General features: G+C 63.2%; 18 protein-coding genes and 2 riboswitches. Of the genes, 11 read left to right on the top strand and 7 right to left on the bottom strand.

From position 1 onward, the window contains the following. Position 1: 1 nt before the first annotated feature. The 5 genes from BLR26_RS15940 to BLR26_RS15920 all read left to right on the top strand — a co-directional run bounded on the left by BLR26_RS15940 (position 2) and on the right by BLR26_RS15920 (position 4,800). Positions 2 to 574 (top strand): hypothetical protein, encoded by a 573-nt coding sequence (locus BLR26_RS15940; protein ID WP_045198343.1) that lies wholly within the window; start codon positions 2 to 4, stop codon positions 572 to 574. A gap of 52 nt (positions 575 to 626) precedes the next feature. After that, positions 627 to 1,943, top strand: coding sequence for a heme utilization protein (locus BLR26_RS15935; RefSeq protein WP_093382316.1), 1,317 nt, complete (start codon positions 627 to 629; stop codon positions 1,941 to 1,943). Between the two features lie 63 nt (positions 1,944 to 2,006). Then, on the top strand, positions 2,007 to 2,687 hold the full coding sequence (locus BLR26_RS15930) for a C39 family peptidase (RefSeq protein ID WP_045198341.1): 681 nt from the start codon (positions 2,007 to 2,009) through the stop codon (positions 2,685 to 2,687). 33 nt (positions 2,688 to 2,720) lie between these two features. Next, on the top strand, positions 2,721 to 3,473 hold the full coding sequence (locus BLR26_RS15925) for a hypothetical protein (protein WP_045198340.1): 753 nt from the start codon (positions 2,721 to 2,723) through the stop codon (positions 3,471 to 3,473). A gap of 46 nt (positions 3,474 to 3,519) precedes the next feature. Then, positions 3,520 to 4,800, top strand: a complete 1,281-nt coding sequence (locus BLR26_RS15920; protein WP_045198339.1) for a coiled-coil domain-containing protein — start codon at positions 3,520 to 3,522, stop codon at positions 4,798 to 4,800. Between the two features lie 59 nt (positions 4,801 to 4,859). Here BLR26_RS15920 and BLR26_RS15915 read toward each other — a convergent pair whose 3' ends face one another. From BLR26_RS15915 to BLR26_RS15905, 3 genes are all read right to left on the bottom strand, one after another. Beyond that, complete coding sequence (locus BLR26_RS15915) at positions 4,860 to 6,185, bottom strand: sigma-54 dependent transcriptional regulator (protein WP_045198338.1); 1,326 nt, start codon at positions 6,183 to 6,185, stop codon at positions 4,860 to 4,862. 234 nt (positions 6,186 to 6,419) lie between these two features. Further along, positions 6,420 to 6,767: a chitin binding peritrophin-A domain-containing protein gene (locus BLR26_RS27750; RefSeq protein WP_093382312.1), complete on the bottom strand. Its 348-nt coding sequence runs from the start codon at positions 6,765 to 6,767 to the stop codon at positions 6,420 to 6,422. Positions 6,768 to 6,817: 50 nt separating this feature from the next. Beyond that, a complete protein-coding gene (locus tag BLR26_RS15905) occupies positions 6,818 to 8,767 on the bottom strand; it encodes an Ig-like domain-containing protein (RefSeq protein WP_093382308.1) in 1,950 nt (649 codons plus the stop codon). A gap of 241 nt (positions 8,768 to 9,008) precedes the next feature. On the opposite strand from BLR26_RS15905, the gene BLR26_RS15900 reads away from it, so the two are divergent. Further along, the gene (locus BLR26_RS15900; RefSeq protein WP_093382303.1) at positions 9,009 to 9,275 is read left to right on the top strand and encodes a hypothetical protein; all 267 of its coding nucleotides are present in this window, start codon (positions 9,009 to 9,011) and stop codon (positions 9,273 to 9,275) included. A gap of 110 nt (positions 9,276 to 9,385) precedes the next feature. On the opposite strand, the gene BLR26_RS15895 is transcribed toward BLR26_RS15900, so the two are convergent. From BLR26_RS15895 to cobW, 4 genes are read right to left on the bottom strand one after another with little or no spacing between them, the layout of a single operon-like run. Beyond that, a complete protein-coding gene (locus BLR26_RS15895; protein ID WP_093382298.1) occupies positions 9,386 to 10,126 on the bottom strand; it encodes a vWA domain-containing protein in 741 nt (246 codons plus the stop codon). Beyond that, complete coding sequence (locus tag BLR26_RS15890) at positions 10,051 to 11,052, bottom strand: magnesium chelatase ATPase subunit I (RefSeq protein WP_093382295.1); 1,002 nt, start codon at positions 11,050 to 11,052, stop codon at positions 10,051 to 10,053. Before BLR26_RS15890 ends, BLR26_RS15895 begins: the two co-directional genes overlap by 76 nt. Before the next feature lies 1 nt (position 11,053). Continuing rightward, complete coding sequence (gene cobN, locus BLR26_RS15885) at positions 11,054 to 14,812, bottom strand: cobaltochelatase subunit CobN (RefSeq protein ID WP_093382292.1); 3,759 nt, start codon at positions 14,810 to 14,812, stop codon at positions 11,054 to 11,056. A gap of 3 nt (positions 14,813 to 14,815) precedes the next feature. Continuing rightward, the gene (cobW, locus tag BLR26_RS15880) at positions 14,816 to 15,883 is read right to left on the bottom strand and encodes a cobalamin biosynthesis protein CobW (RefSeq protein WP_045198466.1); all 1,068 of its coding nucleotides are present in this window, start codon (positions 15,881 to 15,883) and stop codon (positions 14,816 to 14,818) included. 95 nt (positions 15,884 to 15,978) lie between these two features. After that, positions 15,979 to 16,178: riboswitch (cobalamin riboswitch) on the bottom strand. 60 nt (positions 16,179 to 16,238) lie between these two features. Then, positions 16,239 to 16,465, top strand: a riboswitch (cobalamin riboswitch). 97 nt (positions 16,466 to 16,562) lie between these two features. Between cobW and BLR26_RS15875 the strand changes: the two genes are divergently transcribed. Genes BLR26_RS15875 through BLR26_RS15855 form a run of 5 tightly spaced genes read left to right on the top strand, consistent with a single transcriptional unit; the run spans position 16,563 to position 18,920 of the window. Further along, on the top strand, positions 16,563 to 16,748 hold the full coding sequence (locus tag BLR26_RS15875) for a CbtB domain-containing protein (RefSeq protein ID WP_036995824.1): 186 nt from the start codon (positions 16,563 to 16,565) through the stop codon (positions 16,746 to 16,748). Positions 16,749 to 16,759: 11 nt separating this feature from the next. Continuing rightward, positions 16,760 to 17,452 carry a CbtA family protein gene (locus tag BLR26_RS15870; protein WP_045198325.1) on the top strand — a complete coding sequence of 231 codons (693 nt, stop codon included), beginning with the start codon at positions 16,760 to 16,762 and terminating at the stop codon, positions 17,450 to 17,452. Positions 17,453 to 17,455: 3 nt separating this feature from the next. Continuing rightward, complete coding sequence (locus BLR26_RS15865; RefSeq protein ID WP_093382287.1) at positions 17,456 to 17,854, top strand: cobalamin biosynthesis protein; 399 nt, start codon at positions 17,456 to 17,458, stop codon at positions 17,852 to 17,854. Positions 17,855 to 17,884: 30 nt separating this feature from the next. Beyond that, a complete protein-coding gene (gene cobM / locus BLR26_RS15860) occupies positions 17,885 to 18,631 on the top strand; it encodes a precorrin-4 C(11)-methyltransferase (RefSeq protein WP_093382283.1) in 747 nt (248 codons plus the stop codon). Between the two features lie 43 nt (positions 18,632 to 18,674). After that, positions 18,675 to 18,920, top strand: a complete 246-nt coding sequence (locus tag BLR26_RS15855) for a DUF1272 domain-containing protein (RefSeq protein ID WP_093382280.1) — start codon at positions 18,675 to 18,677, stop codon at positions 18,918 to 18,920.

The raw sequence follows: 18,920 nt of genomic DNA, 5'->3' as shown, positions 1-18,920 counted from the left end.
GATGAAGCACTCGTTGCTGATTCTGGCCATGTTCTGCAGTGTACCGGCCTTCGCCCAGCCCCCCGTCGTCAATAACGCCAACATCGACAATTCCGGTGCCCAGTACCAGGGCAACCTCACGGTCAACCAGGCTGCCGGCGATCAGCAGCAACAGGCCAACGCCCGGGCCATCGCGGTGGGCCATGGCGCCAGCGCCAGCACCCAGATCCGCCAGCGCCTGCGCACGACAGTAGACCCAAGCATCGATGCCCAGTCGAACATCCAGGGCAACTCTTTCAGCCACGGCAGCGGCGCCCTGGGCGTCAACCAGAGTGCCGGGGCCAGCAACCAGCAAGCCAACGCCATGCGGATCAGCATCAGTTCCGGTCCGCAAAGTATCGACGACAGCGTCCTCATGCAACAGAACGTGGCGCTGCTCAACAACTCCGACTCAGCTGACTCCGCACCCGGCTTTCGCCAGGTCACTACCAGTGACCAGGCCTTCACCGGTAGCCGTGGGGTGATTCAGCTGAATCAGAGTGCCGGGGTGGGAAACCGAACGGCCAACACCCTGAGCATCCGGGTCGCGGACTGACCCAAATAGTTAGGAACAACACTTAACCTAAAATAAAGTACGGAGAATCACCATGAAACCTTCGATGGCACTCAAGCCTCTGGTTTTCGCAATTGCTGCGGTCATGGCTGTTGCTGTACAAGCTGGGCAGAACGAACCACGTGGCCATGGCCATAACGGTCATCACAACAATGGCCACCACACCCCTCCTCCTCCCACCAAAATCTCGATCAACGCGACCGCCAACGCGTGGGACAAGCAAAGCAGCACCAACAACCGCATCCGCAACGAAGGCACTGTGAACGAAGCCGAAATGAGCAGCTCGGCCACCGGCACCAGCGGTAACGTCGGCGTCAACGTGGCTGCCGGTGCCGGCAACCAGCAAGACAACGCCGCCGCCATCGCCAACGCCGCCACCGACAACTCGGAAATCGACAACACCTTCGTGTTCGGCAACGCAACGGCGACCGCCAAGGTCTCGCAATACAGCAACAACAACCGGGTCGACAACTACGGCAGCACCAACTCGGCGGTCATGGGCGGTTCGGGCAACAACGGCAGCGGCAACATGGGCATCAACATTGCCGGTGGCGACCTGAACCAACAGAAAAACACCATGGCAATTGCCAATACCAACGCTGCACTGGGTAACGCAACCGCCACCGCCTCTGCCGAGCAAAGCGGCCCTGGCCTGACCGTCAACAACAACGCTGACCGTACCTATCGTGTCGATACCCTGACGGTGACGAAAACCGCCAGTGGCAGCGCTTCCTACGACAAGTCCATGGAAGCCAGCGGCAGCAAGAGCAACTCTTCGAGCTTCGAGCTCGCCGGCGCCAACAGCTTCAATGCCAGCGGCTCGCACAACTCCGAAGCTAGCGGTTCTAAAAACCATGAAGCCAGCGGCTCGAGCAGTGCTTCTCTGACCGCTTCGCTGGATGCATCGGTTGAAGCCAGCAGAAACTCGTCCTATGACTATGGCCGTCATCACAGCGGCAGCAGCTCGCAGTCGGCCGATGCTTCGCTGACTGCCTCGCTGGATGTTGATATCGACAAGTCGTGGAACAAAGAGTCCAGCTCTTCGTACGATAAGTCCAAGAGCTCTTCGTTCGAAAAAGCCTTCGATTCTTCGTTCGAAAAATCGGGCAGCAAATCCTCCGAGTCTGAGTACAACAAAGCGAAAAGCTACAGTGAAAGCAGCTCTTATGATTTGAGCAATACTTTCTCTTATCAAGTGCTGACTCCAACCGGCTGGGCCAACCCTGTAACCAACACTGCAACCCTGAGCGGTTCGGTGAACGGCGGCAGCGGCAACCTGGGCGTCAACGTAGCAGCCGGTGTGGGCAACCAGCAAAGCAACTCGCTGGCCATCTCCAACACCTCGATGTAAATGCTGTGATCTGGAGGCCCCCTTCGGGGGGCCTTTTTCAACACCATCAGGGGGGCGTCGGACATGCGCGTTATCGCCTTGGCATTTTTGCTCTGCCTGAGCAGCATCAGCGAAGCGGCGCAATTGCCGCTTTCGGTATTACCGGGTGGTGCGGTGGTGTTCAAGCCCATCCAGAGCGTGCGTGAACGCAAATTCGCCGACCTGGTGCAACAGAAAACCGATTTCAGCTGTGGCGCCGCGGCATTGGCGACCATCTTGCGCCAGGCCTACTGGCTGGACGTCAGCGAAGAACAGATCATCGAAGGCATGCTCGCCCACTCCGACCATGATGTGGTGCGGGTCCAGGGCTTTTCCATGCTCGACATGAAGCGCTACGTCGAAAGCCTCGGGATGCGCGCCCGCGGTTACCGGGTACAACTGGACGCCTTGCAGAGCGTGCGCATTCCGGTGGTGGTGCTGATGGACGTGCGCGGCTACAAGCACTTCGTGGTCATGCAGAAAGTCCACAACGGCTGGGTGTACATCGGCGACCCGGTGCTCGGCCATAAACGCTACAAGATCGAAGACTTCGTCAAAGGCTGGAACGGCATTCTCTTCGCCGTCATCGGCCGGGGCTACGACAAGGCCAACGCCTTGCTCGACCCACCACTGCCGCTCACGGCCAAGAACCGCATCAATACCTTCACCCCGGTGCAAGACGCTGAGTTGATGGATTTCGGCTTCATCCAAAGCGACTTCTTCTAATGACAAGGGAGCATGAGGCTCCGGGAGCATCCCATGAAGACTTCTATCTGGCTCGCCGTGCTTTGCCTGGCCGCCAGCCTGCCAACCCAGGCCCAGACGCTCAAGCCCATTGAACTGAAGGATCAGGAACTGGCCAACCTGCGCGGCCGCTTTGTCATGCCCGGGCGGATCATCAGCTTTGGCATTGTCATGAGCAGCACCTGGCAAAACGCCAATGGCGAAGTGATTGGCGCCAGGTCTTCGATGCAAATCCAGCAAACGACGATCAAGCCGCAGTTCTACGTGTCGATGATCGACGAGAAAGGCAGCGGCGCGGCGCGCTCGCAGAGTGTCGGCAGCGGTAGCGTCACCGGTGGCAGTGGCCTCAACAGCACCGAGGGCGTGACCCAGGTGGTGCGCGCCGCCGGCGACAACAACAGCGCCTACAACAACGTCGATATCAACGTCACCAAGGCCAACCAGGCGCCCGCAGCAGCCACGCAGCCACAGGGCGAGGCCCTGGCCGCAGGTTCCACCCTGGTCGGCGCCAACGGCGCGGGTTCGCTGAGTGTGTCCTCGACCGGCAGCGGCGTGCAATTCAACATCATCGCCAACAACAACCAGGGCAGCACCGTGCAGCGCCTGGCCCAGGGTGGGCTGATGCAGAACACCACCTTGCTCGGCGCTGGCAACAAGGTCAGCAACCTCACCTCCCTGAACGTCGTGCTGCGTGACAACGTGCCGAGCGCCGGGGCGCTGAACGGTAACCTGGACCAGCTCAAAGGCCTTCGCACTCTCGGTTTCTGATCTACGCTCTGTCTCATCACTTGTAGTCAGAAGGGACGGCTAACCCATGCACCGATCGTTAACCTTCAGAGCTATTGTCTGTTTGAGTAGCCTGACCCCGGCCACATTGCTCTACGCAGCAGCCGACCCCCAGGTCGAAGCACTAAAACAAGAACTCATGGAGTTGAAACAACGCTACGAAGCCCAGCAGAACGCGTTGATGGTCCTTGAACAGCGCGTTCGCCAGGTCGAAACAGCACCGGCAGCACCCGCGCCCAGACGCCTGACCAAATCCCCCGCCGAAACCGTCAAGGGCGGCCAGACCGTGGCCACCGGTGCGCCGGGAACCACCGGCAGCTCTTATGGGCAGTCGCTCAAAGACGACTCGGAACCGGCGCAAAGCGTTTCCAACCTGTATGACGAAGCCAGCGGCTTTTTTGGTGGCGGCAGGTTCAGCGTCGAAACCGGCCTGACCTACACCCACTACGACACCCGCGCCCTGGTCCTCAACGGTTTTCTGGCGCTGGACTCGATCTTCCTCGGCAACATCAACCTCGACCGCATCAAGGCCGACAACTGGACCCTGGACCTGACCGCCCGCTACAACCTCGATCAGCGTTGGCAGTTCGATATCAACGTCCCGGTGATCTACCGTGAATCCACCTATTCCTCCGGCGGTGCCGGCGGTGCCGGCCCGGTTACTTCCGATGCGACCGTCAGGCGCGATCCAACCATTGGCGATGTCAACGTCGGCATTGCCTACAAGTTCCTCGATGAGTCGGAAAACTGGCCCGACGCGGTCGCCACCCTGCGGGTCAAGGCCCCCACCGGCAAAGACCCCTACGGCATCAAGCTGGTCAACGACCCGACCAACGACAACCTCTCGGTACCTGAGAGCTTGCCCACCGGCAACGGCGTCTGGGCGATTACACCGGGTATCTCGCTGGTCAAGACCTTCGACCCGGCGGTGCTGTTCGGCAGCCTGTCGTATACCTACAACATGCAGGACTCGTTCAGCGACATCAGCCCGACGATCAACACCAAGGTCGCAGGTGACGTGAAACTGGGCGACTCCTGGCAGATTGGCGCCGGTATCGCCTTTGCCCTTAACGAGAAGATGAGTATGTCGTTCTCGTTCACTGACCAGTTTGCCAGCAAGAGCAAGATCAAACCCGATGGCGGTGACTGGCAATCGGTGCCCAGCAGCGACTACAACGCGGCCAACTTCAACATCGGCATGACCCTGGCCGCCACCGACAACCTGACCATCGTCCCCAACCTGTCCATTGGCCTGACCGACGACTCGCCGGATTTCTCCTTCAGTCTGAAATTCCCTTACTACTTCTAAGGTTCACAGCCATGAAAAAGCCCGCTTCGGCGGGCTTTTTCCTGTGCATTGGCCAAGACTCAGCGAATCTGGTGCTTGTGCAGCAGCCGGTAAAAGGTCGGCCGGGAAACCCCCAGCACCTTGGCTGCGATGCTCAGGTTGTCGCTGTGGCGGTTGAGCACGTCGCACAAGGCCTGGCGCTCGGCCCGGTGCTTGTAGTCTTCAAGGGTGCCCATGCTCGGGGCGAACTCGTGCTGGCCCAGCAAGCCCAGATCCTGTGCCTCGATCTGCCGGCCTTCGGCCAGAACCAGGCCGCGGCGCACGCGGTTGGCCAGCTCACGGACGTTGCCGGGCCAGTCGTGCTTGCCCATGGCCACCAGGGCGTCTTCGCTGAAGGAGCGGGGCCGGCGGCCGGTTTCCAGGCTGTAGAAGTGCGAGAAATGACTGGCCAGCATCGACAGGTCACCATGGCGGTCGCGCAGCGGCGCGGTGACCACCTGCAGGACATTCAGGCGGTAATACAGGTCTTCGCGAAAGCGCCCGCTGTCGATGGCTTTTTCCAGGTCGACGTGGGTCGCTGCCAGTACCCGCACATCGACGGCTATCGGCTGGCTGCCGCCGACCCGCTCGATGTGTTTTTCCTGCAAAAAGCGCAGCAGATTGGCCTGCAGCTCCAGCGGCAGGTCACCAATTTCATCGAGAAACAGCGTGCCACCGTGGGCGGCTTCGATACGGCCGATCTTGCGTTGATGGGCGCCGGTGAAGGCGCCTTTCTCGTGGCCGAACAACTCGGACTGGATCAGGTGCTCGGGGATGGCGCCGCAGTTGATCGGCACGAAGGGTTTGTCACGGCGCTGAGACTGGCGATGCAAGGTGCGCGCCACCAGCTCCTTGCCGGTGCCGCTCTCGCCGCGAATCAGCACCGGCGACTCGGTGGGCGCCAGCTTGCTCAGCAGCTTGCGCAGTTCGCGAATCGGCCGGCTGTCACCGAGCAGTTCGTGCTCCGGTTCATCGACATGCACATAGCCCTTGCCGCGCAGGCGCGCCATGCCGAACGCGCGGCCAAGGGTAACCTGTACCCGCGAGACATCAAAGGGCAAGGTATGAAAGTCAAAAAACCATTCGCAGACAAAATCGCCGACATTCTGCGCCCGCAGCTCCTGCGGACTGAGTACGGCGATCCATTCAGTATTGCTGCGGCTGATCAAATCCTTGACCGCATCCGGGTGCTGCAGGTGCGAGGCCTGCAAACGCAGCAACCCGACGTCGCAGGGATGTTCCAGGGCCGAGTTCAAGGTGCAGCTGTGTACATCCCAGCCCACACTGCGCAAGCCAGGCAATAGACGATGGCAGTCATCGCAAGGATCGACGATCAGCAGGCGGCGGTTGGATGCAGGCTCTAGCATGACCTATTCCTTGGCGCCAATAGTTGGAATTTTAAATAGAAACAGTGTGTTGGCAGGCCCGTTTTAACAGTAGCAACGATGCGTCAATCGCCCACTACCGTCTGTCTGCTGGAAGGGAGTATTTGTCGAGCAATTGCGGTCAAAGGCGGCGCCGCAACGAGCTGGATACCGGGTCGGTACCCCTGCGGCAACCTTGAAATTTTGCTGACGCTAGAACGCCTGGATCCTCAGTATTCAGCGTACCAGCTGGCGGCGTTCGGGCAAGCCCGGGTCGAGCTGGCCGGTGGCGGGTTGAGCGGCACTCGGGCAACTGCTGGCCGTCACGCATCGCTGGGTCGACGGGGAATAGAAGCTGCCGGCCGGGCAGCTGTAGGCAAAGCGATACCACTGCCCACTTATTAGCTGACACCTGAAATAGCTCGTGCAATCGCTGGGGTCTGGATGATAACCCGCCCCGACCGCCGCACAGTTAACCTGAACCTCTTCGTTGCTGACGCCTCCGGATGAGCTGCAGCCTGCTAACAAGGTGAATGCTGATGCGACTACCAGACGCCCCAAGGTACGACGTGAACGGTATGACATGATGCACCTCTTTGCTTGGTGGAGAATCGTTTTAATGCCCCATACCAGAGTCAGTTGGCGGGCCTTGTGTTTGTCAGAAACCAACCGCCCGCATTGGTAGTGCGGGAATTACAGCGAAACGTGTTAGCCGAGCCCACTTCATAGACGCGCTCGGCTCCGGGGCATTGACCGTTGGTAAACATGAAGAAGTAACGCCGCATCAGCGATGGGAATGGCTGCGCATAGTGAGCCAGCAGCAGCGCTTCATCGGCCGCCTGCACCGGGCTTCCCCCGCGGCTCTGCATCAGCTGAAAACCGGTAGCATAAGACGTTGAGTGCTCGTCGACGTTGAGCCAGCGTATGTTCGATACCTGTACCGAGTATTGGACACTGCGCTGGTTAGTATCGCGAACCGTGATGGTGGTTGTACCGTTGCCCATACCGGTAACCTTGCCCTGCTGACTTACGGTAGCGATCGCCGGATTGGCAACGGCATAGGTATACGGCGGTTGGCCGCCAGTGGCCTGGCGCTGCGCTGTATTGGCAGGAAAATCCCTGATCTGCTGCCAGTTTTTTGTCACGCGGATCGCCGGCCCGTCCAGCACGAGGGCCCCCGGGGCGATGCTAAGGCCCGTACGCAGGGTCAGGCGAAGCAAGGGGAAGGTAACCGCGTCGGTTTCTTGCTGCGTGCGCGCGAAGCTGACTTTGAATTCCACCCGTAGTTCGGAGTTATCCCGCAGAAGCTGCAGACGGTCGCGCGCGATCGCCCTGCTCAGGCCATTTGCGACTTCGGCTTCATTCACCTCGGCGGCGCTGCCCAACTCGATGATATCGGCATCACCGTTAAGCTTGGTGCCATGACAACGCAGCCACACGCGTTGCCCTGCGCGGGCGAAATTCCACCGCACTATCGATACCAGGGGATTGCCGGTTACTCGATCAAGGTCCAGTGTCGTTCCAATCACATCGGCGACGGCGGGCTGCGCCAGCCCTGCCAGGGGCCGTATGCCCAGACTCAACAGCGGCGACCGCTGTGCCCCGCCGCCCACGCGCTCGACGTCATAGCGGACCTGTACCGTACGCAAGCCGGGCCCTATGTTTGCGCCCACAAGCTCAGGGGCAAGGGTAAATTCGACTTCACCGCGAGGATCTCCCCTGAGCAGTTCACTAACGGTCGATCCCGTGGCCGAGCCGGTCCAGTGCAAGATAATGTTTTCCTGCACGGTCATGTGCGGGTAACCAACCTTGATGTTTACCCCGGATAACGCTTGCAAAGGATCAAGCTGTCCCGCAGCGGCCTGAGAAACGCAGGGCAGCTGTAGTTCCAGGGTCTGGAGCCTGATCCATAACGACAGCAACCGCGAGTGCCGGGTTCGTACACCTGGCTCCACCACCCAGTATTGGAAGAGGATATTCTGGCTGATGGCCGGAATAATGAATTCGACCGGCAGTTCAAAGGTCAGGTCCGTCAAGGCAGTCACCTCGATTTCCCCGAGATAGCTGCCCCCGCCACCTGTTCGAAGGCACTCCAGATAAACCTTTTGCCCAACCTGCATGCCATCGTAGATTGCCACGCGCACGGTAGCGGTTGTCAGACCGACTGGATCAAGCCTGCCCTCCTTGGCTTCGTCTACCCAAGGAGGAGGCAGCACCAGGTCTGTGCGCCCGACTTCCAGATCCAGCTGGTCAGATTCGTGCCAGTCGGTTTCAAAATCAAATACACGATACCGCACCATCAATAGGCCCTTGTTGAGCGGGGCGATATGTTCGGCCAGCACGAGGAAATCGATAGGCTCTCCCACCCTGTCGGCGTCAACGATCCGATCCTCGGTATGCAAATAGTGCTGATTGTTTTCCCGCCGCCCATCCCAGATCATTCGCACCAGCTGGTTGGCGGCCATTTGCGCATACACCGGGATTTGTACCGTCGCACGCTCAAGGGTATCGACGAGGTTGTTGCCAACGGCTTCAAGTACGACCGGCGCCGGCAAAAGTTGCTGGGTTACTACACCTTGGCGCATCCCATCCTCCCGTCATTGGCGCATAAGCGCTGTGGCTGGCCCTATTCAACGCCGCTCCTGACATGGCCGCTACTGACAAAAATGCCAGGTGCCCCGTCATCAACCGATGAGCGGTATTCAACTATTTTTAAAAGAAGTGTGACTTACCCCCCGGTCGGGTGCATCAGTACAAGTAACTCACCGCTGCGCAAACAGGCGCGCGGGTTTATTCCATGTTTGGGCCCACAGAGAGACCGAACCCATGAACGCCCCGCTGCGTATCAACGATGCCCTGCTGATTGCCGACCACGCCTTTGAACCTTTCCAGTGTGTTGCCTGGGATGTACCCAACGGTACCGGTGAGTTGAGCCTGGCAGTCATCGACCGGACCAGCACCCGAATTGGCAGCAAGCAAGTCCCTTGCAGCACCTACTCCGACCCTGCGCAACTGGCTAATTTGATTGAAGAAGTTCGCGCCGAGTTGAGCGAGAAAGGTTATGCGTTGCAGCCTTGGTCGATGCCCAAGTAATAGCGGTTAATTGCCAAAGGCGCTGTATTCGCGCACGCCTTTGGCAACTTTGCTATAACTCGCTGGACAAACTGCGACACTTGGCCGCAGTTGTTTTTATTGATACCAGGTTATCCGCCGAGCAGTGCCAGTGTCTCCAGGTGCTGGTAATCGGCATGCAGTTGTTGCGCAAGTAACTGTGCCCTTCCCAGCTTGACCGGCGAACTTTCGATATCCACCAACAGCGATTGGCAAGGCAGCGGCTGCAGCGCCTGCCAAGCCTTGAGCCGGCCATCGGTCACGATCAGGCATCGCTGCAGTTCTGCCGGATAGCGTCGTTGACGCTCCTGCAGCCAACTCCGTGCCTGCTCCAGTGCCGCCAGCAATGGCGTACCGCCCCCCGCCCCCAACGCCTCCAGCCACGGCTGCAAGCTCGCCGAGGCTTTTAGCCCGTGACGTTGCCAGCGCGGCGCATTGCCGCTGGCGGTGAGAAGGGTCAGTCGCGCGCGGTTGCGGTAGGCCTGATCGAAAAACCCCGCCAGCATGCCCTTGGCCCGGCTCAGGGCCTGGTGACGGCGGGTTGACGCCGAAGCATCGACAATCACCAGCCACAGCTCTTGGGCGCTGGCCGTGCGCTGCTGCCAGCGCAGGTCGTTGCGCGTGCGCGGGCGGCCCTTGAGCAAGGTCGCCGGCCAGGCCACCGCGCCGGATGCAGCCTGCTTGCCACGCCCACGCGGGCCCGCAGTCAGTGCACCGGGTCGGGGTCTGGCATCCGCGCTGGTGTGCCGGCGGATGCTCAGGGCTTTTTTGCCCAGCTCGGTACCTCGCGCCGGGCGCCGCTCGGGGTGGCTTGTGGCGGCAGTTCGCCCCATTGACCCTGGCCTTGCTGGCCGGCCGATGGCGGCATCGCCGCACCGTTGTCTGGCGCTTGCGATTGTGGCGCCGGGGCTTCACGGCGGCGATGGCGCAAGGCGAATTCGGCCACGGCATCGATATCCTCAGCTTCGATCGCCAGCGCTCCGCGCCAGGCCGCGTGGGCCCGGGCCGCACGCAGCCAGACCAGGTCGGCACGCAGGCCATCGACGCCAGCGGCAAAGCAGCGCTCGGTAATCTGCGCCAGGGCCAGGTCGTCCAGGGCAATCTGCGCCAAGCACTCGCGAGCGCCATGGCAACGCTCGCGCAGGGCCGCCTGAGCGGGTGCCCACTGGGCACAGAACGCCTCGGGATCACTGTCGAAATCCAGGCGCCTGCGAATGATCTGGCCACGGGCTTCGGGCAACGGCTGGCCCTCGAGCAGCACATTGAGGCCGAAGCGGTCGAGCAATTGCGGGCGCAACTCGCCCTCTTCCGGGTTCATGGTGCCAATCAGCACGAAACGGGCACTGTGGCGGTGGGAAATGCCGTCGCGCTCGACCCGGTTGGTGCCACTGGCGGCGACGTCCAGCAACAGGTCGACCAGATGATCCGCCAGAAGATTGACTTCATCCACATAGAGCACGCCGCCGTCGGCCTTGGCCAGCACCCCGGGGGAAAACTGCGCCTTGCCCTGGCCCAGCGCCGCATCCAGGTCGAGGGTACCGACCAGGCGCTCTTCACTGGCACCCAGCGGCAGGGTCACGAACGGCCCTTCGCCGAGCAAATCAGCCAGGCCCCGGGCCAGGGTGCTTTTGGCCATGCCGCGCGGGCCTTCGATCAGCACGCCGCCGATCTTCGGGTCGATGGCGGTCAGGCACAGCGCCAGTTTCAGCTCATCGGCGCCGACCACGGCGGCCAGGGGAAAATGTGCAGGTTCGCTCATCTCAATTCTCTTCTTCGCCGGCCAGCAGCTGTTCTTCCAACGCTTCACGGTAGTCGCCCGGCTCCTGCCAGAGCCCGCGCTGCTGGGCTTCGAGCAGGCGCTCGGTGATGTCGCGCAAGGCCTCGGGGTTGTGCTGGCGGATAAAGTCGCGGGTCGCATCGTCGAGCACATAGGCGTCGGCCAGCGACTGGTAATGGTGGTCGTCGATCAACTGCGTGGTGGCATCGAAAGCGAACAGGTTATCGACGGTGGCAGCCAGCTCGAAGGCACCTTTATAGCCGTGACGCTTGACCCCGTCGATCCACTTGGGGTTCAGCGCCCGGGCGCGGATCACCCGGTTCAGCTCTTCTTTCAGGGTGCGGATGCGCGGCCGGTCCGGCTGGCTGTGGTCGCCGTGGTAACTGGCCACACTGCTGCCGCCCAGGCTCTCCACGGCGGCGAGCATGCCGCCCTGGAACTGGTAGTAGTCATTGGAATCGAGCAGGTCGTGCTCGTGGTTGTCCTGATTTTGCACCACCGCCTGCACCTGGCTCAGGCGCCGGGCAAAATCGGCGCGCGCCGGCGTGCCGTCATCGGCGGTGCCATAGGCATAGCCACCGTGATTCAAGTAGACCTCGGCGAGGTCCTGGCGGTCATTCCACAACCGTCCGTCGATAGCATTCTGCACGCCGGCGCCATAAGCGCCCGGTTTGGCCCCGAACACCCGCCAGCCGGCCTGGCGAGCGGCCTGTTCGGCGTCCAGGCCCTGGGCCAGCAGTTCTGCGCGCTCGCTACGGACCTTGGCCGCCAGCGGATTGAGCTCATCCGGCTCATCCAGCGCCGCCACCGCTTGCACCGCCGCATCGAACAGCTTGATCAGGTTGCCAAAAGCATCGCGGAAGAACCCCGAGACGCGCAAGGTGACATCCACCCGTGGCCGGTCGAGCAGGCTCAAGGGCAGGATTTCGAAGTCGTCGACGCGCTGGCTGCCGCTGGCCCACACCGGCCGCACGCCAAGCAGGGCCATGGCCTGGGCGATATCGTCGCCGCCGGTGCGCATGGTCGCCGTGCCCCACACCGACAGGCCGAGCTGGCGCAGGTGATCGCCATGGTCTTGCAAATGGCGTTCGAGGATCAGGTTGGCCGAGGCAAAACCGATGCGCCAGGCGGTGGTGGTCGGCAGGTTGCGCACATCGACGGTATAGAAGTTGCGCCCGGTCGGCAGTACGTCCAGGCGCCCGCGGCTTGGCGCACCACTGGGGCCGGCAGGCACGAAGCGACCGTCGAGGGCAGCCAGCAAGCCGTGCATTTCTGCCGGGCCGCAGCTGTCCAGTTGCGGCGCGACCTGCTGCGCCAGCGCGTCGAGAATCGCCTGTACCTGTGCCCATTCAGGGCCGCCGACCAGCTGCACGCTGCCATCGAGGGTCTGCTCGATCAGTTGGCTGGCGTACAGCTCAAGGCGCTCGCGGGTATCGCCGGCGGTGCGCCAGGCTTCGTCCAATGTCGCCAAGAGTGCGGGCCGAGGGCCTTGCCAGGGCTGGCCGAGGTCGCAATCGAGCGGGTCGAAGCCCAGGTTCAGCGCCTTGGCCAGGGCCCGCAACAAACTGCCGTTGGCCCCGCGCCCATCACCGCGTTCCACCCGCAATAGCGCCAGCAAGGTGTCGATACGCAGGCGCCCGGCCGGCGACTCGCCGAACACGTGCAGGCCATCGCGGATCTGCGATTCCTTGAGGTCGCACAGGTAGGTGTCCAGGCGTGGCAGCCAGATCGCGGCATCGTCCAGGGCGCCTTCGATCTGCAGTTCGCGATCGATATGGTTGTCGCGCACCAGCGCCAGGATGTCGCGCTGCAGCTCGCGGGCCCGGCGCGGATCGAGCAACTGCGCCTCGTAGTACTCGTCGGCGAGCAGCTCCAGGTGGCGCAACGGCCCGTAGGTTTCGGCGCGGGTCAGCGGCGGCATCAGGTGGTCGATGATCACCGCCTGGGTGCGGCGCTTGGCCTGGGCGCCCTCGCCCGGGTCGTTGACGATAAACGGATAAATGTTCGGCAGCGGCCCGAGCAAGGCGTCCGGCCAGCAGCTATCGGACAGCCCGACACCCTTGCCCGGCAGCCATTCGAGGTTGCCGTGCTTGCCGACATGGATCAGCGCATCGGCGGCAAAGCCATGGCGCAGCCAGAAGTAGAACGCCAGGTAGCCATGCGGCGGCACCAGGTCCGGGTCGTGATAGACCGCGCTCTGGTCCAGCTGGTAACCCCGTGCCGGCTGGATGCCGACAAAAGTCAGGCCGTAGCGCAGGCCGGCGATCATCATCCGCCCGCTGCGCCACATCGGGTCCTGGCTCGGTTCGCCCCAGCGCTCGCGCACAGCGAGCTGATTGGCCTCGGGCAAGGTAGCAAAGGCCGCCAGGTAGTCCTCCAGGGCCATGCTCTGCATGCACGGGCGCAGGTCGAGGCTGTCCAGGTCGTTGCTGACGCCACCGAGCAAAGCCTGGATCAGCGCCGTGCCGCTGTCGGGCAAGGGCGCCAGCGGATAGCCCTGGGCCTGCAAGGCGCGCAGGATGTTCAGCGCCGCCGCCGGCGTATCGAGGCCCACGCCATTGCCGATGCGACCATCGCGGGTCGGGTAGTTGGCGAGGATCAGCGCCACGCGCTTCTGCCCGTTGGGTATCTGCGCCAGCGCACACCAGCGCCGCGCCAGCTCGGCGACAAAGTCCATGCGTTCGGGCTGGGCGCGGTAGCAGACCACATCGGACTGGCTGCGCTCGCTGCGCCAGGCCAGGTCCTTGAAGCTGACCGGGCGGGTGATGATGCGCCCGTCCAGCTCCGGCAAGGCGATGTGCATGGCCAGGTCACGGGCACCCAGGCCCTGCTCGCTGGCCTGCCAGGCCGGTTCGTTGTCCTGGGCGCAGATCGCTTGTAACACCGGGATGTCGCGGCGAAACGGGCGCAGGTGCGGCTGCTCGGGGCTGGACTGGGCAAAGCCTGTGGTGTTGATGATCAGCGCAGCGTCGACCTGGTCCAGCCAGTCTTCGACCTGCTGCAGGCAACCGGCCTCCTTGAGGCTGGCCACGGCAATCGGCAAGGGGTTGAGCCCGGCCAGTTGCAAACGCTCGCAAAAGGTGTCGATAAAGGCCGTGTTGGCCGCCTGCAGGTGCGAGCGGTAGAACAGGATCGGCACCACCGGCTGCTCGACCTGCCACTCGCCGAACCAGTCCTGCAGCGCCGCAGCGGCCTTGCGCGGGTGGTACACCGCGGTGCGCGGCAATTGCTGCGGCGCGCTCCACGGGTAGTCGCGCTGCAGGTACTGGCTGGCCAGGCAGTTGAACAGGTTCAGGGCATTGGCCTTGCCGCCCTGGCGCAAAAAGTGCCAGAGCCGTTCGGCCTGCTCGGCCGGCACCGTGCTCAGGCGGGTCAGTTCCGGGTCAGGGCGGTCGTCGCCGGGCACCAGGATCAGCTGCACGCCACGGGCGGCCAGTTCCAGCAGTTGCTCCACACCATAGCGCCAGTAACCGACGCCGCCGTGCAGCGACACCAGGATGACCTTGGCATGGCGCAGCACCTGGTCGACATACAGGTCGACCGAGGCATGATTCTGTACCTGCATGGGGTTGGCCAGACGCAGGCTGGGGAAATCCTCGGGCAGCTGCTGGGCGGTTTCGGCCAGCAGCGCCAGGTGCGAGTCACCGCTGCAGAGGATTACCAGCTCGGCCGGGGTCTGGCCGAGGTCGGCAATGCTGTCGTCCGGTACAAAACCACCGGGCTGGGTCCGCAGCAGGTGCATGGGTCAAGCGCCCAGGGCGGCGCGCAGGCTCGCTTGCAGCTGCGGCGCATCCAGCTCCTGGCCGATCAGCACCAGGCGCGTGGTGCGCGGCTCTTCGCTGCGCCAGGCGCGGTCGAAGTGCTTGTCGAAACGGGTGCCTACGCCCTGGATCAGCAGGCGCATCGGCTTGCCCGGGATCGCCGCAAAACCTTTGACCCGCAGGATGCCATGTTGCACCACCAGTTGGGTCAGGGCGTCGAGCAGCAGGCTTTCGTCGGCTTGCGGCAGCTCGATGGAGATCGAGTCGAAGGCGTCGTGGTCATGGTCGTCGTGATCGTCACCGTCGTGGTGCGAGTCGTGGTGGGTGCGGCGGCCATCGATGTGCGCCTCGGATTCGGCACCCAGGCCCAGCAACACTTCCAGCGGCAGGCGGCCGCTGCTGGCTTCGATCACCTTGACCGCCGGCGGCAGCTCTTCTTCGACTTCGGCGCGAACCTTGGCCAGATCGTCGGCGGCGATCAGGTCGGCCTTGTTCAGCACCACCAGGTCGGCGCTGGCCAGCTGGTCGGCGAACAGCTCGTGCAGTGGCGATTCGTGGTCAAGGTTGGGGTCGAGCTTGCGCTGCGCATCGACCTGCTCCGGGTAGGCGGCAAAGGTGCCGGCGGCGACGGCCGGGCTGTCGACCACGGTGATCACTGCATCAACGGTGCAGGCGTTACGGATTTCTGGCCACTGAAAGGCTTGTACCAAGGGCTTGGGCAGGGCCAGGCCGCTGGTTTCGATGAGGATGTGGTCGAGGTCGCCGCGACGCGCCACCAGCTCGCGCATCACCGGGAAGAACTCTTCCTGCACGGTGCAGCACAGGCAGCCGTTGGCCAGCTCATAGACGCGGCCGCTGGCCTCTTCTTCAGTGCAGCCGATGCTGCATTGCTTGAGGATTTCGCCGTCGATGCCCAGCTCGCCAAACTCGTTGACGATCACCGCGATGCGCCGCCCCTGGGCGTTGTCGAGCATGTGCCGCAGCAGCGTGGTCTTGCCCGAGCCGAGGAAGCCGGTAACGATGGTGACGGGGAGTTTGGCCAGTGTTTTCATTTCGATGCCCTTGGCAGGATGGCGGGCATGCGGGACGAGCGCCAAAGGTGTTGTGCACCTGGCCTGTTCGCCACCGGATCACCCCGCCCGGTTGAATGTCGGAAACTGTTCGAGGCAGGTCTCCTGGCTTGCATTGCACCGGCGCCGTGGCCAGTCGAACGACGCCTTCCCGCACGTGCTGCAGTGGCTGTGTCGAACCCTTCAATGCTTACAGTTGCGGGGGCAGCCGCGGCTTGAACCGCGTTCCCGTCTTAGCTTCGGCCAGCGCCGAAGAACCTCGAAGCGGCTAGGCTACGCAGTGCCCGGTGAGCGGTCAACTGCTGTCACGATTGACGCCTGCCCGCGCCCGTGATTTGCTAACGCCATTCGTTTGGGTGCCCCTTGAGGGTGAAACTGGGAAACCGGTGCGTCGTACGCTCTTTATAGGGTGTATGGCAAGTCCGGTGCTGCCCCCGCAACGGTAAGTGAGAAAAGCGTCAGAGCCACTGTGCCCGCTGTCTGGCATGGGAAGGTGACGCCTGTGGTGTGGCCTGCGGCCAACCCTCACCAGCCCGGAGACCGGCCCAACGCTTGACCGAACAAACCCGCGGTGGGCGGGCGCTGTTACAACCCCTGGGCGAACGCCGCGCAGGGGTTTGCTGCGCTTGCCTGTTGCCGACAACACCAAGAGGAAAGCGCCATGCGTACCAGTACCGCCATTAACCAAGCCGTTACCCCGTCAAGCCTCAGCCAGCGCCTGCTGGTTGCTGTCGGCGCCTCGCTGCTGGGCCTGTGCCTGGTGTACTTCGCCGGTTTCTCACACATCGAAGCGGTGCACAACGCTGCCCACGATACCCGCCACAGCGCCGCCTTCCCTTGCCACTGAGTGCTGCCCCGATGATCAAGCGTATAGCCAGTACCGCAGGCTTTACCGGCCTGCTGGCCGCCCTGCTGCTGACCCTGCTGCAAAGCTTCTGGGTCGCGCCGCTGATTCTCCAGGCGGAAACCTATGAAAGCGCCGCGCCTGCGCTCGAAGCGCCCCATGAACATGCCGCCGGCACCGCCGAGCATCATCACGACAGCGAAGCCTGGTCGCCGCAAGACGGCTGGCAGCGTGTGCTGTCGACCACCGGTGGCAATCTGGTGGTGGCGGTCGGTTTCGCCCTGATCCTCGCCGCGCTCTACACCCTGCGCGCACCGAAAACCGTGATCAGCGGCGCGCTCTGGGGCCTGGGCGGCTTTGCCGTGTTCTGCCTGGCGCCGACCCTGGGCCTGCCACCGGAACTGCCGGGTACCGCTGCCGCCGACCTGGCCCAGCGCCAGGCCTGGTGGGTTGGCACCGCTGCCGCCACCGCCGTGGGCCTGGCCTTGATCGTGTTTGCCCACAACTGGCTGCTGAAGATAGTCGGCGCAGTCTTGCTGGTAGTGCCGCATGTGATTGGCGCGCCACAGCCGGAGGTGCACCAGATGCTTGCGCCAGAAGCCCTGGAAGCCGAGTTCAAGGTCGCCTCGCTGCTGACCAACGCCGCATTCTGGCTGGCCCTGGGGCTGATCAGCGCCTGGCTGTACCGCCGTTCGAGCCAGGCCTGAACTATGCAGCTGTACCTCGGCCTGGGTTGCCGTCGCGGCTGCCCGGCCGATGCCCTGAGCGAGCTGCTCACCCGCACCCTGCTCGCCCATGACCTGCCGCCCGGCGCGGTCATGGGCCTTGCCAGCATCGACCTCAAGCACGACGAAACCGGCCTGCATGAACTTGCCCGGCGCCTGGGCGTGCCGCTGCGGTTCTACAGTGCGGCGCAGCTGGCCGCTTTCGAATCACAGCTGAGCCATCGCTCTGCGGTAGCCTTCCAGCACAGCGGCTGTTATGGCGTGGCCGAGAGCGCCGCCCTGGCCCTGGCCGAGCAGCTCGGCGGCCCGGCCCGGCTGCTGGTCACTCGCACCTTGCAGGCCGACGCCAGCCTGGCATTGGCCTGCACCAGCGGTTTTCGCTGATAATCAGCCCTTTACCCGCAAGGACACCCCATGACCGTCTATTTCATCGGCGCCGGCCCCGGCGATCCGCAGCTGATCACCGTCAAGGGCCAGCGCCTGATCCAGCGCTGCCCGGTGATCATCTACGCCGGCTCCCTGGTGCCGCCCGCAGTGCTGGAAGGTCACCGCGCCGAAATCCTGATCAACAGCGCCGAACTGCACCTGGCGCAGATCATCGAAGCCATCAAAAGCGCCCACGACAATGGCCAGGACGTCGCCCGGGTGCACAGTGGCGACCCCAGCCTGTATGGCGCCATCGGCGAGCAGATCCGCTACCTGCGCGAGCTGGGCATCCCCTACGAGATCGTCCCCGGCGTCACCGCCGTGGCCGCCAGCGCCGCCCTGCTCGGCTGCGAGCTGACCCTGCCGGACATCGCCCAAAGTGTGATCCTCACCCGCTACGCCGACAAATCACCCATGCCGGCTGGCGAGCAACTGGCCGACCTGGCCCGCCACCAGACCACCCTGGCAGTGCACCTGGGGGTCAAGCACCTGGCTAAAATCGTCGAAGAGCTGCGCCCGCACTATGGCGGCGACTGCCCGATTGCCGTGGTGCACCGCGCAACCTGGCCGGACCAGGACTGGGTGCTGGGCACCCTGGAGACGATTGTCGAGCTAGCGGCAGCCAAGGATTTTCGCCGTACCGCGCTGATTCTGGTAGGCCGGGTGCTGGGCAACGACAGCTTCAGCGAGTCGGCGCTGTACCGCGCTGGCCACGCCCACCTGTTTCGGCCCTGAGCGTATACACTGACGATTCCGTTCCGCCTGCGAGGACCTGACCATGCTCGAATTGCGCCCCAACTGTGAATGCTGTGGCAGCGACCTGCCCGGAGATAGCGCGGATGCGTTGATCTGCTCGTTCGAATGCACCTTTTGCCGTGTCTGCAACGAACGTCAGCTCAAGGGCCAGTGCCCCAATTGCGGCGGTGAGCTGGTCAAACGCCCGGCACGCTCGGCGGCCAAGCTGGTCAACAACCCGGCCTCGACCCAGCGGATCGTCAAGGAACAGGGCTGCCCCAGCCACTGA

It is taken from the genome of Pseudomonas sp. UC 17F4, assembly GCF_900101695.1.
GTDB lineage: Bacteria > Pseudomonadota > Gammaproteobacteria > Pseudomonadales > Pseudomonadaceae > Aquipseudomonas.
The sequence above is the reverse complement of the archived record's forward strand: the minus strand, read 5'-3'. Positions and strand labels throughout refer to the sequence as shown.

Excerpts from the sequence above, each read along its gene's own strand:
- BLR26_RS15940 (WP_045198343.1), top strand. The coding sequence starts at position 2 with ATGAAGCACTCGTTGCTGATTCTGGCCATGTTCTGCAGTGTACCGGCC.
- BLR26_RS15930 (WP_045198341.1), top strand. The coding sequence starts at position 2,007 with ATGCGCGTTATCGCCTTGGCATTTTTGCTCTGCCTGAGCAGCATCAGC.
- cobN (WP_093382292.1), bottom strand. The coding sequence starts at position 14,812 with ATGCACCTGCTGCGGACCCAGCCCGGTGGTTTTGTACCGGACGACAGC.
- BLR26_RS15920 (WP_045198339.1), top strand. The coding sequence starts at position 3,520 with ATGCACCGATCGTTAACCTTCAGAGCTATTGTCTGTTTGAGTAGCCTG.
- BLR26_RS15895 (WP_093382298.1), bottom strand. The coding sequence starts at position 10,126 with ATGGGGCGAACTGCCGCCACAAGCCACCCCGAGCGGCGCCCGGCGCGA.
- BLR26_RS15870 (WP_045198325.1), top strand. The coding sequence starts at position 16,760 with ATGATCAAGCGTATAGCCAGTACCGCAGGCTTTACCGGCCTGCTGGCC.
- BLR26_RS15925 (WP_045198340.1), top strand. The coding sequence starts at position 2,721 with ATGAAGACTTCTATCTGGCTCGCCGTGCTTTGCCTGGCCGCCAGCCTG.
- BLR26_RS15905 (WP_093382308.1), bottom strand. The coding sequence starts at position 8,767 with ATGCGCCAAGGTGTAGTAACCCAGCAACTTTTGCCGGCGCCGGTCGTA.
- cobM (WP_093382283.1), top strand. The coding sequence starts at position 17,885 with ATGACCGTCTATTTCATCGGCGCCGGCCCCGGCGATCCGCAGCTGATC.
- BLR26_RS15935 (WP_093382316.1), top strand. The coding sequence starts at position 627 with ATGAAACCTTCGATGGCACTCAAGCCTCTGGTTTTCGCAATTGCTGCG.
- BLR26_RS15915 (WP_045198338.1), bottom strand. The coding sequence starts at position 6,185 with ATGCTAGAGCCTGCATCCAACCGCCGCCTGCTGATCGTCGATCCTTGC.
- BLR26_RS15855 (WP_093382280.1), top strand. The coding sequence starts at position 18,675 with ATGCTCGAATTGCGCCCCAACTGTGAATGCTGTGGCAGCGACCTGCCC.
- BLR26_RS15890 (WP_093382295.1), bottom strand. The coding sequence starts at position 11,052 with ATGAGCGAACCTGCACATTTTCCCCTGGCCGCCGTGGTCGGCGCCGAT.
- BLR26_RS15900 (WP_093382303.1), top strand. The coding sequence starts at position 9,009 with ATGAACGCCCCGCTGCGTATCAACGATGCCCTGCTGATTGCCGACCAC.
- BLR26_RS15865 (WP_093382287.1), top strand. The coding sequence starts at position 17,456 with ATGCAGCTGTACCTCGGCCTGGGTTGCCGTCGCGGCTGCCCGGCCGAT.
- BLR26_RS27750 (WP_093382312.1), bottom strand. The coding sequence starts at position 6,767 with ATGTCATACCGTTCACGTCGTACCTTGGGGCGTCTGGTAGTCGCATCA.
- cobW (WP_045198466.1), bottom strand. The coding sequence starts at position 15,883 with ATGAAAACACTGGCCAAACTCCCCGTCACCATCGTTACCGGCTTCCTC.
- BLR26_RS15875 (WP_036995824.1), top strand. The coding sequence starts at position 16,563 with ATGCGTACCAGTACCGCCATTAACCAAGCCGTTACCCCGTCAAGCCTC.